The following is a 16,516-nucleotide window of genomic DNA, read 5'->3' as shown; positions in this document are numbered from 1 at the left end:
TTGGCAATTTGCAACCGGTTCCACCGATCGCTTCGATATCGCTTAAGCAGGGAATCAAGTTCTCTTTTCGAAGGAAGAGGGCTTTATAAAGAATGCGCATAAAAAGACTTTATTCCGCAAAATTTGCTAATTACCCCCATAAGTATTTACAATAGAGATATACCAAAAAAATTCCAATACGGGAGGCTGAACAAAATGAGTTCATTTACATCATGGCTGACAAGTACCAAACAAGGCCTAACTGATCAGGTCAAAAAATTAAAAAATAAAGATTTCTTGGATGCGGTCGTTGCAGGCTGTGCCATCGTAGCAGGAGCGGACGGCTCCATCAACGCGAACGAAAAGCAAAAAATGGCGGGCTACATCAGCCGCAGCGAAGAACTGAAGGTTTTTGATATGAGCGATGTCATCAACCGTTTCAACCACTTTGTAGGCAATATCGAGTTTGACGGCATGATCGGCAAGCAAGAAGCGCTTAAAGCCATTGCAAAATACCGCAATAAACCGGAGGTTGGCCGGGTAATCGTAGGAGTGTGCAGCGCGATCGGCGCGGCAGACGGCGATTTCGACGCGAGCGAGCAAGCTGCCGTACGCGATATCTGTACGACGCTTGGTCTGAATCCGGGCGAATTCAACCTATAATGCGCTAACGACGCAAAAGAACCTCCGGCACCGCTGCGAATGCGGGACCGGAGGTTCTTTGTATGCGCCTATTAAATTGATGCGGCCTTTCGGGTGCAGGCAGCTTTAAGTTAGGCCTTGCTGCGGAACGCCTCATTGTAGCAGCGTCTGCAGACCGGCTTGTAATCCTCATTCCCGCCGATCTGAATTTGCGCGCCGGCATTCATCGGCAGCCCGTCATTAAAGCGAATGACCATCGTTGCCTTCCTGTCGCAATACCAGCAAATGGTCTTAATTTCTTCAATTTTATCTGCTTGAACGAGCAAATTATAGCTGCCTTCGAACAGCTGGTTCTGAAAATCATTTTTTAACCCGAAGGCCATGACCGGAATGTTAAGCTCGTCCACGACCTGGGTCAGCTCCAGAATATGATGTTTTTTCAAAAACTGCGCCTCGTCAATAAGCACGCAATAAATTTTGGACGGCACCGCTGCCGCGACATGAGCCTTCACGCTCTCATAAAGGTTCGTATTCTCCTGGACCGGAATCGCATCCCGCTCGAAGCCTACGCGGGAGCCTACGCGATCAACGCTCCCTCTTGCGCTGACGGACGGCGAATAAATGAGCACCTGCTTGCCTTGTTCCTCGTAGTTATGGGCGACTTTAATGATTTCAAAAGATTTGCCGCTGTTCATCGTGCCGTATTTGTAATAAAGCTGTGCCAATCCAATCTCCTCCAAAAACAGTTCAATGCTCCTATTATACAGGAAGCGGCGGCGTTATTGTATCGCCATAAGCCTTGACTTCGCCTCGCCGTAGGCTTTGACGATTTGCTGTATTTTTTGGAATTCGGGATCGGTTGGACCTAAATCAGCCATGAACATCCGGTGTAAAATTTGATTGTACATATTTTGACGCGCTTCGATTAGCCCAAGCTCCAGCCGGATCAGGTCCTCCAGCTCATTTTCCTCGATTAATTGATCGATATCGACGTCTTCATGATTAGAGGGGCCCCGCTGTTCGTCGAACATCCGATCCGAGCCCCGTCCAATCCGAGGAAGCTCCTCGTATTCCTCTTCAAACTCCGGCTCCTTTCCCAGCGGAATCGATGTATTCAGCTCCGATAAAATAATGCCTTCTTTGGCCAGCATAACCTGAAAGGGTCTATGCTGTATCAGGTCAGTGATGACAAGCCTGCTCATATCCTTGTTGCGGATGAGGGATGAATCGAACGGGTGAAGCACCCACTGGCCTTCCCGGTTAAACAGGTTGAAGGTAAACCATTCCCCGCCATATATAAACCGAATATTGATATTGGTCTCCGAAATAATTTCATAGGTAAACTCCAAATGGAATACCTCCGATCCGTCAGTATAATTTCTTACTATTATACCAAATCAGAGATAAACGAAACTAGCGATTACTTCATCTCTTGCAAAATCGCTTCCGTTCGTTCCGAGCTAGCAACGACAATCAACACGATAATGAGCGCTGCCAGGGCTATGCCGCCAATCATAACAGGATCACCTCTTTTTTTCTTTAAAGCTATGCCGGCGATCCTTGGATTATGTGCGTTTCATGCGGCATTCGGACGATAAAATAATATACGGGGTCCTTAAGAGAGCCGTGAGTAAAGGCGGCTCGGTCCGCAAAAATAATAAGCCCCTCATTTGACGCGTTCCTGCTAGACAGCATCGAGAAGCACACTAACGCTAGCTGGCCCCGTTAGCGGCCCACAGAATAAAAAAACAGCGGCCGCCAGGACTATAAATTCAAGTCCCTTGCGGTCGCTGTGCGTTTTTACCGTGTGCTTTATATGGCGGGCTTCTATTCCAAAAAGCCCTTGGCTGACGATGGCGGCAGTTCTGTCTGGCCAGCCGCAGAGCCGGCTTGAATGCCAAGGCGTTGTCCAACCTTTTGGTTGATTTGGGTCATCTTCTCCGTTTGCTGCGAAACGGTTTGAATGATCTGGCGGTTGGAATTCTCGTATTTATCCATCGCTGAGAAGAGATCCGTCATCGCCCGCTCTACAAGCTCCATGCTCATGGCCGGCTTAGTCAGCGCTTGATTCGCTTTCTCGCTGGTCTCGTTCAAGAGACGAGCATTCTCGGCAAATTGGTTGCCAAGCATCTCATTCGTGGAATTGACCGCTTCGATCGCTTTCATCTGATCGTCAATCGCGCTGGCAATCAATACCGATACCGACATCAAATGCTGCGTTTTATCAATCGAGCTGTCGAGCGCGTCCATCAGCTTATCGTTCGTGTCATTAATAATATCGGTTGCCGCAATGGCCTGCTGATAAAGCATAATCATTTCCGTGTACGTCTGAAGCTTCGTAACCACCTTCCGAAGCCCGCGCTCCAAATACGTTTTCCGGTGTTCATTCTCCGGCTTTGCGATCTCGTCCTCGAACATTTTTTTGAGACGGTTGCCGTATTCGACAAGCAGCTGGAGATCATAGACGTTGTCTAGGCTGCTGCGCTTGAGGTTTCTCATATGCACAACGTTCTCTTCGAGATTGTCACGGCCGTCGCGCAATGATTTCACGATAACCTGCACGTTCGACTTAGCGGATTGGTATTTGTAAATGTAGGCCTTCATCGGCGCCTTGCGCAGAAGCTTCTGCACGAGCGTAAGCTGCTTGCTTCGGCTCAAATCCTCCACCTCGCTGCGCAGCTTGAGCATATTGTTCGCAACCTCGGAGCGCTTCCCTGACATCAGATCCGACAGCGGCCGCTCCAGCATGGTTAGCGTCTGACCCGAGCGCTCCAGCGTCTTTTGGCCTTTTTTCGTAATCTCATCCATCAGCGTGTCCAGATGCATCGCATCCGTTGTCGCTACCTTCTGCATCGTAACTTGCACTTCTTGCTCCAGCTTCTGGAGATCTTCACTTTTCAATTGCACGAGTTGTTGTGACACGGCTTATTTCCCCCTTATATTAGTCGGTAAGGCGATAACGTTGTTGAATTAATTCAGCCTTCGTACGCAGCTCCATCAGGTCCTTCTGTTCAATCGTTTTCGTATAAAAGGTTAGCTTCGAATCCACGTCCTTAATGCCATCGAGCAAAAGCCGCCTGTTCTGGCGCTTCGCTTCGCCGCTTAACCGCAGAAAGGGATTAATCGTCGAGTTCAGATCCTTCCTCACCAGCCGAACGATATTGTGGTTAATGCTGGCGTCGCCAAGCTCGACTAAATCCGGAATCAACCGATTCAGGCGCGAGAGCAAAGCAAGCGTCTTCTGCACGATTTCATCGTCTAAATTGTTTTGCTTGCCTTCGAGTAAAATCATATCTTCGATAATTCCGATGTATTCTAGCGCAGAAGCCAGCTCTGGATCCAATACCGGCTGCGTGCCGGAAGCTGCCGGAACAGCTTGTACAGCCTGCGGCACTGGAGCTGGTGATGCGGAACCTGCGCCTTGCTGTTGGATTGGCGGGTTTTGCGGTCTGTGCTGAAGCTCCGGCTCGCGAGAGCTATCGTTGATTTCTTTCCTGCCGCGCTGCCTTAATGACAGGGCGACTAACAAACCGACAGCGGGTATGGCAATCGCTATATAGGGAGAAGTAACCCAATAAACAACAAGTCCGACTGCATAGGTGCCGACCGCGATGCCTAAGGTTTTTTTCATGCCACTCATTGCTGCACCTCCATGTTAAGCTTGCATAGTACGATGTTTAAACGCGTTGGCTTTATCTAATTATCTCGTTTTTGGTACATAGAAGTCAATTTTTAAAATAGACCATCCATTATCGTTTCATGCTGGTTTATAACCATTCTCTCTCCGATATTTTAGAATGATCTCCTGCTATTAATAACGAGGCTTTCTTGGCTATTTCCTCTTTATCAAACGTTGTATACCCAGAAGCCCATAAATATCCAGCCTCGTGTATTAATATGTGATCTAAACTTTTCAGCAAATAATTTTTTAACTCTGTTAACATTTTTTCTTTCAGTTGAGGAGCAAGGCTTAAATAGCTGCGGCGGCATTGAATATTCGGTTGTTGATGAAAATCACATACAGCTAGAACAAGTTGAATGATAAGGTTCTGATCGAACTTTACCACTCCTAATGTGCGTTTCTCAATCACAGCAGCAGCCGAATCATTAATAATGTAATCCAACAATTCGTACTTGTCATTGAAATGTGCATAAAAAGTAGCGCGATTCACCTGAGCTCCATTTGTTATATCTGCTACATACAAGCAGGTACAGCAGGCGATCCAGACTCCATTGCAGAAGCTTGGTATAATTTATACGCAGATAAGAATTGCTTTGAAGAAACATTCCCAAAAGGGATTGATCCCACTAAACTGTCATCTTAATATTAAAGCGATAAGATGACCATTAAAATGGCAGTCTTATCGCTTTTTTGGCATCAATAATGGTCCCATGTTAATGGATAGGTTTGTCATGACCGCTCTCTAGTATGAATTTGATTTTTTTCAAATCCTTATTGTTGGCCCTTTTCATCATCAAAGACATAAAAGGAGAAAATAAAAGCGAGAAACCGGCTGGGTTGCCTTTATTTCGCAAGGTCATACGCGTGGTTTGTCCATCTTTTGATTCCCATGTATACGTCGTCTCCATGGGAAAAGGTCCGTCAGACGTTCTCATGACAAGCTTTTTTCCCGGTATATATTCCGCGATCTGATATACGTAGGAAAGTTGTTTTCCAAGAAAATCGGCTTTAAAAGCCACTTTAGATCCAATCCCAAGCGGCTTTGGCGTCTGCCATTCCGCGGAATTGATATTAACATACCATTCAGACGCATGATCTGGCTCAGCCGCATATTCCGATACTATATGACGCGGGCAATTTATTGTTATTTCTGTCAATACGTCTACCAAACCTCATACCTCCTTGAAAAAATAAAAAGCGCGCATAAATATCGCGCGCTGCTTCCATCAACTAAGCCAATAGTTTCTGTATCGGCTCCCAGTAGTTCGTGTGCCAGCCGGATGCAAGATGCTCGCCTTGCCCCTCTGGGAAACCGATATGTTCAAATACCAACACGGTTTCTGTGCCTTGCTCCTTGAGCTCGAATTTGGCTATGGAGTACACGCCTTCCTCCCAATTCGCTACGCGCCATGCTTGTACAATACGTTTGTTAGGTACGAGCTCGATGTTACGTCCCAAAATCATGCCTCCAAAGCAAGAGAACATGCCGCCTTCTTCTGGACTAATATCAGTCGGGGCGCCGCCGACAGCTTTACTAAATAACTCGCTGCTGGTAAGAATTTCGTAAACACGCTCAGCACTAGCTTGAAACGTGATTTCTTGTTTAATCGCTGCACTTGTTAAAGTCATTTATTTCATAATCTCCTTTAATTATCTTTATCTTTGATCGTAACATTAATGCATAGCTTGTTCAGACCATGGATCGACACCCGGATCTTGACCTTGGGCTATCATCTGCAGGCGGGGCATGTAATGCGACCATCCTTGTACATGTGAAGCCACTTCCGCTGCCGGCAGATTGTAATGCGTCAATACCAACAGAGTGCCGTTGTCTTTTGGCGTTAATCTAAATTCAACCGTACTGGATCCGGGAGGCACCGCCTTCGATTTCTCCCATCCCCATGTCATGACGATTTTCTCGTTCGGAATGATTTCCTTATATTCACCCATTGCAATGTCACTTCCGTTAACATCAATGCGGTATTTTCCGCCAATACTTGGATCGAGTAATACTTGGCGCCCCATCCAGCGAACTAATTTAGCAGGGTCAGTAAAAAACGAGAACAAGGTCTCTGGACGGCATTCGATAAATATTTCTTTCGTGATCGTGTCACTGCTGTTGATTGAAGTCATGATTTTCTCCTTTCCTCTTCTTCCGCGGCTTCCTTCAAGCGCAGCAAGCTGTCATCCCAGAAGCTCTCGATGTACTGCATCAATTCGGCAAACCCTTCCCTCCTAATGCCATAGAATCGTTTGGTCCCGGCTCGCCTCACAACGACGAGTCCCGCTTCTTCTAGAACTTTAAGATGCTGCGATATGGCAGGTGCTGAAATATCAAAATGCGATGCGATGGCGCTTGAGGTCAATTCCCCTTCACGGACGAGATGTAAAATATCTCTGCGCCTAGGTTCGGTTATGGCTTGAATGGCTTTATCAATCATGTTGTTAATTTAGCACACACTTAATTAAGTGTCAACTTAAATTAAAAATTTCCATATAACCTCATTTACCCTATTCTGACCTGCGGCCTCTAAACTAATCCGCATCTTTTTGTGATATTTCCGTTGATGGAGGCATTAGGGCTTGCTGAGGTCGAACACAATCCGAGGAACAATCGCATGAGGGCACTGTAACCAGAGCCGATCATAATTAAAAAAGCTGTCCCGCCGTCAGTTATTCCGACATGTGGGACAGCTTTTTTTATTTAACCATTTAAACGGACCGCTAGATTATCGCCAATCGGATACAATTCACGTCCGTTTTCATAATAAATGCAATTCCATTCTTTGTATGGATTAGTATCTAACATTGCTACGATTTTCAAAGCGGTTTCCTTTAGTTCAATGATAGAAAGCTTAGAATCTTCGGAAGTCAGCAGCCTCTTCTTTGCGGATAAAAACATTTCCTTTGATTGTTCTGCATCGAAATCGATAGAATAAAATCCCATAATCTCCTCTTCCATACGCTCGAAACTAATAAATCCGGAAGAACTAAGGGGTAATATCGTTTTAGCCGCATTTATTCGCCATAAATCAATGACTTGTCCGACAGGCAGACCAAGTGTCTTATGCTCATCCGTCCATCCTAGAGCGGCTAAAAATGCGGCATATCCGGCTGAATTCCAGTAAATCGTGCTCGCATTTAACCCGCCGGCTGCTTCCACACTTATATCATATCCCTCACTGTAAGGCTCTTTCCAAATCACAATATCATCTTTCTCAAAAACCTGGACATATCCCGTATCCGTACAACCGGAATTGAAGCATTCTCCACAAATATCGATCTGAATAAGTTCTTTGCTGTCTACGATAAAAGGCAGGTTCTCGGATACACAATTACCGTTAAGCATTAATTTGTTACTGGGTATGCCGTTTAATCCCGCGGATGTGTGAGCCGAACGCCATGGAATCACTTCAAATGTTTCGACCCTCATCATTTTCCCCTTCCTTTAGACCGCCTTATTTACAATCGTTATCCTTAAGCGGAAATCTGTTAGCCAAAAGATTCCGTCATTTTTTTACATTTAACGAATTTACTAAATAAAAATCGAACTAGCGGTCCCATAATGATAAGCTGCAAAGGGAAAGCAAAAATAAAATTATTAAAAACGAAAGAGAAGTAAGTTTCAAGTAATGGTTTTCCCGCCAAACCGTTAGAAAAGTAAGCAGTTACCAATCCATAAAGTGACATACAAAGAACCATTCCAATCACCATACAAAATGAAATGGATAAAATCACAAATACCTTTTTTGATTTATCATAAGGTAATGACAAAGCAATTTTCTTTGCCACTGGACCTACAATAAATAATTCTAACAAGAAAGCAGTTATAAAGCCCAGAACGAATTGCATAAGCAATCCTTGCAAGGGTATCGTTCCGATCAAGCCATTTCTAATTAAATTATAAAATGTCATGACTACGACCATCCCAAAGCACATCATCATCCCAAAATAAAAATCTTCTTTCTTAGTTGTTGGCAATTTCCATCTTCCTTTCTTTTTCCATTTGTTATTATAGAGGCAATGGAAAGCTCTTCATAAGTGAACAGTCTGTGAACATTTTGACATAGAAGCCTTTCAACAAAAACGAAGGGCTGCCTAGCGGCAGCCCTTTCGTGTTTATCTATTGTGTCCGTTAGCCGAATAGCTGACAGTACCTTCTCCTTCTGACCCCTGTTTCGCATTTTTTGCGGAATTCAAAATAAATACTCCCCCGACTATCAATACCATCCCTATTAACGTAACTAGCGTAAACGGTTCGTTCCATTAAATTTTATCATTAGTAAATTTATCTGGCAGCGCCTTAATGATTTCTTCATATTGCAGGGCTACTGCCACCTCTAAAATATGGATAGGGTTTTGATGAGCGTAGGCTACAAGCAATTCTTTCGTAAACTCATCATCATTTAATTTTAGACTTCTTTTTACTAATTCCATCATGGCTCTTTGATTACGAAAATTAAGCTGCTCGATCTTTTCCATCGCTAATTCAATATCACCCTGCATAGTACACTCCTAATAACCGTGATCAGTATTTTTTTCAACTTACCGTAACGAAATGTTCTTAAATATAATATCTATTCGATACATTTCCATTCTTTCAGGGGGCGGGCAGATGAGAAAAACTTAACAAGATTATCCTATTCATGCTGTGCTAGAATAAACGCTCTAAGCTATACAGTATTTTACCTACAATTTGCATACGGAGGGATTTAACATCATGTACAGATTTTTAGCGCTATTCGCTCTACTCGTGCTCGTTACAGCAACCGCCACAAATCACAAAGCAGATGCTTCGACTGTCTTGAAATACGGAAGCGAAGGACAGGCCATTCCGGATCTGCAGTTCCGGCTTCAGACGATGGGTTATTACAATTTACCAATAGATAGCAGTTTCGGAAAGGTCACCCGCAGTGCGGTTCAACGTTTCCAAAAAAATAACGGACTCCAGAGCGACGGCGTTGTAGGCCCGAGAACATGGGCGAAGCTCAAAAAATTGTCGGTCAACAAAAAAGAGCTCTCCATGCTTGCGCGTGTTATTTACGCCGAGGCCAGAGGCGAAGATTATAAAGGCCAAGTGGCTGTCGGTGCGGTCGTAATGAATCGCCTCCAGTCTTCAAAGTTTCCGAAAACAGTAAAAGAAGTGATTATGGAGCCCAATGCTTTCTCAGCCGTAAAGGATGGACAGTACTGGCTTATACCGAATCAAACGGCATTCAAGGCCGCTAAAGCAGCGGTAAAAGGGATGGACCCGACCGGTAATGCGTTGTTCTACTTTAATCCGGACATCTCCAAATCGAGTTGGTTCAAGACGCGTACAGCCACCAAGAAAATCGGGAACCATCTATTCACGCTGTAGAAATCGCCAAGAAAGAGCTATGATCCGGAACAGGAGAACAAATGAATGAGAAATGGAACCAAAGACCGACAAAAAGCGAGAGTTGAAGTGGTCATTGATATTATTAAAGAGATTACTAATAAAGAGACCGTTTCAGAAGCCTTTAAAGATAAATTATACGCAATGAGTTACGATGAGTTGGGAGCTTTCGTTATGGATCTCGTTAAAACCCGATCCTTTGATGAAAATCTTTAATTGCGTATTTGTTAATGCCCAAAAAAGTGTATCCACATTAAGCTTTGTGCCCTTTATTACAATAAATAGAGCAGGCGCTTCCGCGGCTCCTGCTTCTTTTTTCACATAAGTTACCCGTTAGCACAACTGCCCGTGCTGGACAGTCTGTATCCGGAAGGCATCAGTCAAGGCACGGTTGTCGGACACAGCGGCTCCGATCCCGGCGTGCTGACGATTACAATGTTCAATCCGGACAATAAGTCAGGACTGATCCTTTTCTTTAACCAGGAATTGGACTTGAACCTAAGAGCACTCAATCTTCATTCTATGGTCAAGCGGCTCGTGAAGGAAGCTGGCATGTAGCAGCAAAGCCCAACAACCTTATAAGGCTGTTGGGCTTTGCTGTGAGACTCCAGTCGGACCTGCTTCTCACCTACTTAGGCGCATGTTTACTCGTAAAAACACTTTGTTTATCGAATCAGCACTTCCTTTGTCACCCGTGCAGGGAGTCGTTTAATTACGGCGAATTATCCATACAGAACATCCGAAGCGGAGGGATCGAAATGGGTATTTTGAAAACGAAGGATGCCGCAGATCTTCTTTCTGTAAGTCAAACAACGATCAAACGTTGGGCTTCAACTTTCCCGCATTTTTTTCAAAAGGACCGATTTGGCCACTATATATTCTCAGAGCAGGACATGGGCCTGCTCATTCACATTAAAGACCGAATCAATCACGGGGAAACATTGGATCGCATTACTCTTGTGGGTACCAAGCAGCCGTCGGAGCCCCTTCAAGATGAGCTCCCCTTGCAAAAGCATGATTCGTCTATGGCAGATATGTTTACCCGCATCGAGCAGGTCGAACGCTCACTTGACCAGAAAGCCGACGAAGTCGTCTCGATACAGCTGCTCCGGCAGCGTGAGGAGCTCGAGGAGCTGCGCCAAATGGTCAACCAATTAGCCGCCTCCTTAGAATCTATTCAGGTTTCCAGCAGCAAAACACACCCGGCGCGCGATGAAATCCATCCTGCTGCTGTCGCCAAACTTCAAGCTCCAGCAAAGAAGAAAGGCCTTTTGCGTTCCCTTTTCTCATTCTTGTAAAGTGATGATAGGCAGAGGAGCCGTTCCAATGCCTATCGGACTTCAAACGAAAAACTCCGCCCACTGAGGGACGGAGTTTTTGGTGTTCTTGTTCTATTATCTATCGATTACAAAACTCTACGCGCGCTGACGTAATGGCTTGACCACCAGCCGGAGCTTAAGCTGCTAATGGCAATCCCATCGACAGACGGCGTATTATGAATAAACTTCCCGCCGCCCATATAAATGCCAACATGATTAATAGCGCGGTTGTTGCTGCCAATCGTATCAAAGAAGACCAGATCGCCTTTGCGAAGGTTGCTCTTGCTTACAGCAGTCCCTTGGCTTTTCTGAACTCTCGTTCCCCACTTTAGATCTACCCCAACCTTAGCGAAGATGAATTCCGTAAAGGAAGAGCAGTCAAAAATTAGACGGCTTTGATTTCTCGTGCCGAAGTCGTAGCTCACACGGCCTTTGTAGCTTTGAGCTAGGCTGATGACCCTATCGGCCTTCGAGCTTGAAGACGTTTGACTGCTGCTGCCGCCACTATAATTCGTATATTTCGAATTGGCCGATATGTAACCGGTTTTGTTATCTTTAGTGCTTACCTTCAGCCAATAGCTGTTGACCTTGGAGATGACGTTAATGCTCTCGCCTCTGGAGAGGAGACGGATCACTTTTCCGCTGGTGCTCGGCTGGGTTCTGAGATTTACCCCGATCTCGACTTTCGTCTCATAGGTCACGGCTGCTTCAACTTTAGAAGCAAAAGGCGCCGGTGCGATTCCTAAAGCACCAAACCCGATAACTGCACTCATCCCGACAATAACAATCTTCTTTTTCAGTAATTCTAGCTGCATTTATATGTTGCCTCCCATTCGTTTAGATAAGACTTAATATAGCAGGTATTAAGTTACCTAAATAATTCCTATGAGAGCAAAAACCTAGTATTAATAGGGGATTATATCTTTTTATTAAAAAATAATGAGAGTTGTTTAATCTTTATAAACCCTATAAAACGCTTACAAAAAATGCAAAAAAAAATTGATTATATATGGTCCCGAGTGCCTCATCGCCGCAAAATAAAAAACAAAAAAAGGGCCAATCGCGCGCCCTTTTTTGTTTGCTTATTTTTTATATTAGGTACCGCAAAAGGTTCGGTAAGGAAGATTGGATTGTCCGGGAACCGTGCAGTATTCTTCTTGTTCCGGAGCATGTGCGTAAGGGTTCGCCAGAACCTCAAGCAGCCTCTCCATCACACTGTAGTCTCCTTGTTTCACCGCGGCTGCTAAAGCTTCCTCCACCCGGTGGTTACGCGGAATTACCGCAGGGTTACTGTTTCGCATCAACTGCTGCGAGTCGGCTTTGGACTCCTGTTGCCTGCCAAGTCTCGCCTGCCACTGCTCATGCCACTGCTTAAATTCCGTGCTGCCAAACAGCACCGAATCCTCCGGCTTGTCAAAGGTTAAAGCCTTGAAGGTATTGGTATAGTCCGATTGATCCTTCTGCATCATACCGAGCAAACCAGAAATAAGGGTTTCATCCTCAGCCTCTTCATTAAAGATGCCCAGCTTTGCCCTCATCCCCTTGAGCCAATGACGGTGATACGATTCGCTAAAATCTGAAAGTGCATCCTCCGCCAGTTTGACCGCTTGTTCTTCGTTGTCATCCAGCAGCGGAAGGAGGGTTTCAGCAAATCTCGCAAGATTCCACACTGCGATAGGCGGCTGATTGCCAAAGGCATAGCGGCCATGAGTATCAATCGAGCTGAATACCGTTTCGGGGTCATAGACATCCATAAAGGCGCAAGGGCCATAATCAATGGTTTCTCCGCTAAGGGCCATATTGTCGGTGTTCATTACTCCGTGAATAAAGCCGACAAGCTGCCATTTTGCAATCAGCATGGCCTGACGCTTGATCACTTCCTGAAGCAGTGATAAATAACGGTTCCCCTCCGTGCCCACTTCCGGAAAATGTCTTCGCAAGGTGTAATCAGCCAGTTCCCGCAGGTCATCGGCAGACCCCCATTTTGAAGCGTATTGAAAGGTGCCGACTCGCAAATGACTTGCAGCGACACGGGTCAGTATAGCGCCCGGAAGCACGGTTTCACGGTATATGGATTCACCGGTTGCAACCACCGCTAGGCTGCGCGTGGTTGCAATACCAAGCGCATGCATGGCTTCGCTGATGATGTATTCACGCAGCATCGGTCCAAGCGCCGCGCGGCCGTCGCCTCCGCGGGAGTACGGCGTTCTGCCGGAACCCTTAAGCTGAATATCAAACCTTTCTCCTTGGGGAGTAATCTGTTCGCCTAGCAGCAAAGCCCGGCCGTCCCCTAACCGATTGAAATGTCCGAATTGATGCCCGGCATAAGCTTGAGCAAGAGGCAAAGCGCCCTCGGGAATCTGGTTGCCGGCTAACAAAGCCACGCCCTCCTTGCTCTGCAGCGCTTGAGAGTCCAGCCCCAACGACGCTGCCAACGGTTCATTAAAAATGACCAACTCAGGTGAGCTTACAGGGGGTGGCATCATCGTAGTGAAAAATGATTCCGGCAAACGCGCATAACTGTTGTCGAAGTTCCATCCTTCTGTCCTTGCTTTTTTATCTGTCATCGCAGCACCTTTCGTGTTCTTTTATAGGCATTATGATAGTTTTTCAGCTATCTACTTTCTAATCTACAACACTAGGCAGCCCTTTTTAGTGTTTGCTTTTTCCATTTTATTATACCATTTCCACACCTGGACAGCGCATGCCGAAGCCTTACTTTGCACTTAAGACAATTTCCGTATTTCTACGTACAAGGAGTAGACAAATGAACATGAGTAAAGCGCAAACGACGAGAATCCACATGGTTTTTGCAGCTAGCAAGTGATCCATGCCCCAGCCGATTAGCAACGGCAGCAGCGCTCCTCCAACTCCGCCCGATGCGATCAGAATACTTGTTGTTTGTTTCGTATTTCCGATAAACATCCGGTTAGCGAATACAAGTGCGATTGCAAAGATACCCGATAAAAAAAGCCCGATGATTAGTACGAACGCGAACGCCGCAATCGTGTTTTTGACTAGAGCAATGCAAATGAGAAACATAACGGCGCCTAAGGTACTGCTAACCAAAAATCGGCTATAATTGATCTTCTCCGCAATCATACCCGAAAACAATCTTCCAATAACCATAGCGATCCAAAAAAACGTGACCGAGAGCGTTGCGTCTGCTGTATTCAGACTAAAATGTTGTACGAATATCGACGGCAAGAAATTAATAATGCTTGTTTCAAGCCCGACATAGAGAAATACGAAACAAACAAAGAAAGCAAGCTTGGAAAGAAGAACTCGCTTTTTCCCCTTTTCGCTGAACGTTTCAACGTTTTTGGAAGGACTTTGATGAGCCGCATTACGGAGATCATGAGTCACGAATTTCTTGCTCCACAGCGCCAAGTTAATAATCGCGGCTGCGATGACAATGGCAAAAGACCAATTCCACGAATACTGCGCAAGGATGAAACTCGATAACAGCGGCATTGCCAAAGCTCCGATTCCAAATGATACCTCCAGCCGGCTCATCGTTACAGCGCCATTTTTATCGGATTCCAATAAAAAAGCCCCTATTGCCGTTTGGGTCAGCCCAAATCCAAATCCGTTTAAAGCCACAAGAAGCATCACCAGGTACCAGTGGGGGTGGAATAATAAAGCGCTGTGTACGATAACCAAACTGAGCACTCCCAGCATAATCGATCGCTGATACCCTAGACGCTGAGACGCCATCGGCGCCAAAACAACCCCAATAAAAAAACCTGCAAACTGAGTAAAAACCAATTGTCCGCCGCTGCTATAATTCCGGCCGTAATCATGCAGCATTTCCGGTAACAAAGCACCGAGCGCCACCGTTGCAAGTCCTATCAGAAAATATGCCGCGCAGCCTAACCAAACCATCCGTTTCATCCAATCAGCACCTTTCAAGACCTATCCTTTAATAAAAGAGCGGTTATATGAGATGATCTGATTAATCGCTTCGGCCACGGAAGGCACGACGGCACTTGCTTGGTTTCTAATGTCGATATGGCTGCCGCCCATGGCAAAGCTATGCTCGGTTACGGCAAACATGGATAAATCGTTAAATGAATCGCCTATGCACGCCACTTCATTTGGGCTGAGACCCAGCTCTTTGATCAGAAGCGTTAACCCGACCCCTTTCGAGACACGCAGCGGCATCACATCAAGGCAATCTTTGTCGGAAATAAACGTTTCTATTTCACCTTCAAACTGGCTGTTTAATTCTGTCTTCAATTGAATCAATTGCTCAAGTTCGCCAAAATATGAAAGCTTGCAGCAACTAATTTCATCCGCTCTTATCGCTTCTTTCAAATCAACACGTTCGGTACAAGCTGTCATAATGCGTGCTTCATAAGGATGGGAGACATCCGTACGTTTCTTGATATAGAAGGAATCATCCGTACAATGGACAAAATTAATAAAATGATCGTATGTGTTCGTTAATTGAAGTATTCGGGAGGCTGTTCCCGCATCAAAAACGGAGGAAGCCAAATAACCCGTTTCTTTCTTATGAATGGTGGCTCCGTTTTGGCCTATCGCATGATAACAAGAATTAAATTCCTGCATGATGATATTGATTTCCGAGTACATTCTGCCTGATGCAATGCAAAATTCAAACCCGTCGCCGATAGCTGTTTTCACGGCTTGGAGATCCCTATCGTTAATCCGGCGCGTATGGTCTAATAAGGTGCCGTCTAAATCACTTACAATCAGTTTAATCATCGCTTTCTCCCTCCGATACGACTAATAGTTCGACATGGTGCTCGGCAAGCTTCTCCATCATTTCCCGATTCGGTTTCTGGTTCGTGATCAACAAATCAACGGAATCCAACCCGGCTATTTTGTAAAACATCTGATCGCCGAACTTTGTATGGTCAGCCAGCACAATGACTTGATTTGCCCGTTTAATCATTTCCCGCTTCACGACTCCGTCTTCCTCATGGGGATAAGACAAGCCGTTAGCCGTAATGCCGCAGGCGCCAAGAAACAACTTATCCACTTGGTAATCGGCCAACTTATCAATCGTGGATTTCCCGAATAGAAAACGATGCTGAGAGTTTAGTTCTCCGCCTAATAAAAATGTCCTTACTGTTTTTTTTCTGGATAACACATCTGCGATATCTATCGAGTTGGTAACGACAACGACATTTTCGGACGATAAATTTTCCGCAGCGAATTGTACGGTTGTTGAAGCATCCATCATGATAAAATCACCGTTTTTAACGAGTGAAGCCGCAAAATGACCAATTTCATGCTTCTCGCCGGACTCTCTTACCAGCCGCTCCTTGTACTCGAATATTTCTTTTGTTTTTTTCGGCAAAACGGCCCCGCCATGCGTACGGATGATAAGGCCCAGCTCTTCCATCTTCAAAAGATCCCGCCTTGCAGTATCTCGGGATACCTCGAATTGTTGACAAATATCTTTAATATCGATTCGTTCATGTTGATTCAAATGCTCCATAATCGCGTTTATCCGTTCTTCTTGAAACATGCTCATCGCCTCCTCGTTCA

At 45.4% G+C, this 16,516-nt stretch carries 23 protein-coding genes; 6 read left to right on the top strand and 17 right to left on the bottom strand.

All coding sequences use genetic code 11. The annotated features are described in order from the left end of the window. Positions 1-195 precede the first annotated feature (195 nt). Positions 196-642: a tellurite resistance TerB family protein gene (locus tag MRBLPE1_RS12100; RefSeq protein ID WP_364145575.1), complete on the top strand. Its 447-nt coding sequence runs from the start codon at positions 196-198 to the stop codon at positions 640-642. A gap of 110 nt (positions 643-752) precedes the next feature. Here the strand turns inward: MRBLPE1_RS12100 and MRBLPE1_RS12095 are convergent, their stop codons facing one another. The 9 genes from MRBLPE1_RS12095 to MRBLPE1_RS12055 form a co-directional block, all read right to left on the bottom strand. Then, positions 753-1,346: a thymidine kinase gene (locus MRBLPE1_RS12095; RefSeq protein ID WP_364145573.1), complete on the bottom strand. Its 594-nt coding sequence runs from the start codon at positions 1,344-1,346 to the stop codon at positions 753-755. Positions 1,347-1,400: 54 nt separating this feature from the next. Beyond that, positions 1,401-1,970 (bottom strand): hypothetical protein, encoded by a 570-nt coding sequence (locus MRBLPE1_RS12090; RefSeq protein WP_364145571.1) that lies wholly within the window; start codon positions 1,968-1,970, stop codon positions 1,401-1,403. 478 nt (positions 1,971-2,448) lie between these two features. Then, positions 2,449-3,543 (bottom strand): toxic anion resistance protein, encoded by a 1,095-nt coding sequence (locus MRBLPE1_RS12085; RefSeq protein ID WP_364145569.1) that lies wholly within the window; start codon positions 3,541-3,543, stop codon positions 2,449-2,451. 19 nt (positions 3,544-3,562) lie between these two features. Then, positions 3,563-4,261, bottom strand: a complete 699-nt coding sequence (locus MRBLPE1_RS12080; RefSeq protein ID WP_364145567.1) for a hypothetical protein — start codon at positions 4,259-4,261, stop codon at positions 3,563-3,565. A 127-nt stretch (positions 4,262-4,388) separates the two neighbouring features. Then, positions 4,389-4,793, bottom strand: coding sequence for a hypothetical protein (locus MRBLPE1_RS12075; RefSeq protein WP_364145565.1), 405 nt, complete (start codon positions 4,791-4,793; stop codon positions 4,389-4,391). A 223-nt stretch (positions 4,794-5,016) separates the two neighbouring features. Further along, positions 5,017-5,472 (bottom strand): SRPBCC family protein, encoded by a 456-nt coding sequence (locus MRBLPE1_RS12070; protein ID WP_364145563.1) that lies wholly within the window; start codon positions 5,470-5,472, stop codon positions 5,017-5,019. A gap of 61 nt (positions 5,473-5,533) precedes the next feature. After that, the gene (locus MRBLPE1_RS12065) at positions 5,534-5,932 is read right to left on the bottom strand and encodes an SRPBCC family protein (protein ID WP_364145562.1); all 399 of its coding nucleotides are present in this window, start codon (positions 5,930-5,932) and stop codon (positions 5,534-5,536) included. A 45-nt stretch (positions 5,933-5,977) separates the two neighbouring features. After that, positions 5,978-6,436, bottom strand: coding sequence for an SRPBCC family protein (locus tag MRBLPE1_RS12060; RefSeq protein ID WP_364145560.1), 459 nt, complete (start codon positions 6,434-6,436; stop codon positions 5,978-5,980). Further along, positions 6,433-6,744 (bottom strand): ArsR/SmtB family transcription factor, encoded by a 312-nt coding sequence (locus MRBLPE1_RS12055; protein ID WP_364145558.1) that lies wholly within the window; start codon positions 6,742-6,744, stop codon positions 6,433-6,435. Before MRBLPE1_RS12055 ends, MRBLPE1_RS12060 begins: the two co-directional genes overlap by 4 nt. 111 nt (positions 6,745-6,855) lie before the next feature. On the opposite strand from MRBLPE1_RS12055, the gene MRBLPE1_RS12050 reads away from it, so the two are divergent. After that, entirely contained in the window at positions 6,856-6,936 is an 81-nt protein-coding gene (locus MRBLPE1_RS12050) for a DUF6855 family protein (RefSeq protein ID WP_364147242.1), read from the top strand. Between the two features lie 71 nt (positions 6,937-7,007). On the opposite strand, the gene MRBLPE1_RS12045 is transcribed toward MRBLPE1_RS12050, so the two are convergent. From MRBLPE1_RS12045 to MRBLPE1_RS12035, 3 genes are all read right to left on the bottom strand, one after another. Then, positions 7,008-7,736 (bottom strand): hypothetical protein, encoded by a 729-nt coding sequence (locus tag MRBLPE1_RS12045; protein WP_364145557.1) that lies wholly within the window; start codon positions 7,734-7,736, stop codon positions 7,008-7,010. A gap of 59 nt (positions 7,737-7,795) precedes the next feature. Then, a complete protein-coding gene (locus tag MRBLPE1_RS12040; RefSeq protein WP_364145555.1) occupies positions 7,796-8,284 on the bottom strand; it encodes a hypothetical protein in 489 nt (162 codons plus the stop codon). 285 nt (positions 8,285-8,569) lie between these two features. Beyond that, complete coding sequence (locus MRBLPE1_RS12035) at positions 8,570-8,809, bottom strand: hypothetical protein (protein ID WP_364145554.1); 240 nt, start codon at positions 8,807-8,809, stop codon at positions 8,570-8,572. 214 nt (positions 8,810-9,023) lie between these two features. On the opposite strand from MRBLPE1_RS12035, the gene MRBLPE1_RS12030 reads away from it, so the two are divergent. The 4 genes from MRBLPE1_RS12030 (at position 9,024) to MRBLPE1_RS12015 (ending at position 10,978) form a co-directional block, all read left to right on the top strand. Then, complete coding sequence (locus MRBLPE1_RS12030; protein WP_364145552.1) at positions 9,024-9,662, top strand: cell wall hydrolase; 639 nt, start codon at positions 9,024-9,026, stop codon at positions 9,660-9,662. A gap of 45 nt (positions 9,663-9,707) precedes the next feature. Beyond that, complete coding sequence (locus MRBLPE1_RS12025) at positions 9,708-9,896, top strand: hypothetical protein (protein ID WP_364145550.1); 189 nt, start codon at positions 9,708-9,710, stop codon at positions 9,894-9,896. Positions 9,897-10,028: 132 nt separating this feature from the next. Continuing rightward, positions 10,029-10,238, top strand: coding sequence for a hypothetical protein (locus tag MRBLPE1_RS12020; protein ID WP_364145548.1), 210 nt, complete (start codon positions 10,029-10,031; stop codon positions 10,236-10,238). Between the two features lie 200 nt (positions 10,239-10,438). After that, the gene (locus MRBLPE1_RS12015; RefSeq protein ID WP_364145547.1) at positions 10,439-10,978 is read left to right on the top strand and encodes a MerR family transcriptional regulator; all 540 of its coding nucleotides are present in this window, start codon (positions 10,439-10,441) and stop codon (positions 10,976-10,978) included. Positions 10,979-11,085: 107 nt separating this feature from the next. Here MRBLPE1_RS12015 and MRBLPE1_RS12010 read toward each other — a convergent pair whose 3' ends face one another. The 5 genes from MRBLPE1_RS12010 to MRBLPE1_RS11990 all read right to left on the bottom strand — a co-directional run bounded on the left by MRBLPE1_RS12010 (position 11,086) and on the right by MRBLPE1_RS11990 (position 16,496). After that, on the bottom strand, positions 11,086-11,814 hold the full coding sequence (locus tag MRBLPE1_RS12010) for a C40 family peptidase (protein WP_364145546.1): 729 nt from the start codon (positions 11,812-11,814) through the stop codon (positions 11,086-11,088). Positions 11,815-12,093: 279 nt separating this feature from the next. Further along, entirely contained in the window at positions 12,094-13,566 is a 1,473-nt protein-coding gene (locus MRBLPE1_RS12005; protein ID WP_364145544.1) for a protein adenylyltransferase SelO, read from the bottom strand. 148 nt (positions 13,567-13,714) lie between these two features. Then, positions 13,715-14,893 (bottom strand): MFS transporter, encoded by a 1,179-nt coding sequence (locus MRBLPE1_RS12000; protein WP_364145543.1) that lies wholly within the window; start codon positions 14,891-14,893, stop codon positions 13,715-13,717. 21 nt (positions 14,894-14,914) lie between these two features. Continuing rightward, positions 14,915-15,727: an HAD family hydrolase gene (locus MRBLPE1_RS11995; RefSeq protein WP_364145541.1), complete on the bottom strand. Its 813-nt coding sequence runs from the start codon at positions 15,725-15,727 to the stop codon at positions 14,915-14,917. Beyond that, a complete protein-coding gene (locus tag MRBLPE1_RS11990; protein WP_364145540.1) occupies positions 15,720-16,496 on the bottom strand; it encodes a DeoR/GlpR family DNA-binding transcription regulator in 777 nt (258 codons plus the stop codon). Before MRBLPE1_RS11990 ends, MRBLPE1_RS11995 begins: the two co-directional genes overlap by 8 nt. Between the last annotated feature and the right edge of the window lie 20 nt (positions 16,497-16,516).

This window comes from Paenibacillus sp. LPE1-1-1.1 (assembly GCF_040676435.1).
In the GTDB taxonomy this organism is placed as follows: Bacteria; Bacillota; Bacilli; order Paenibacillales; family Paenibacillaceae; genus Pristimantibacillus.
The sequence above is the reverse complement of the archived record's forward strand: the minus strand, read 5'-3'. Positions and strand labels throughout refer to the sequence as shown.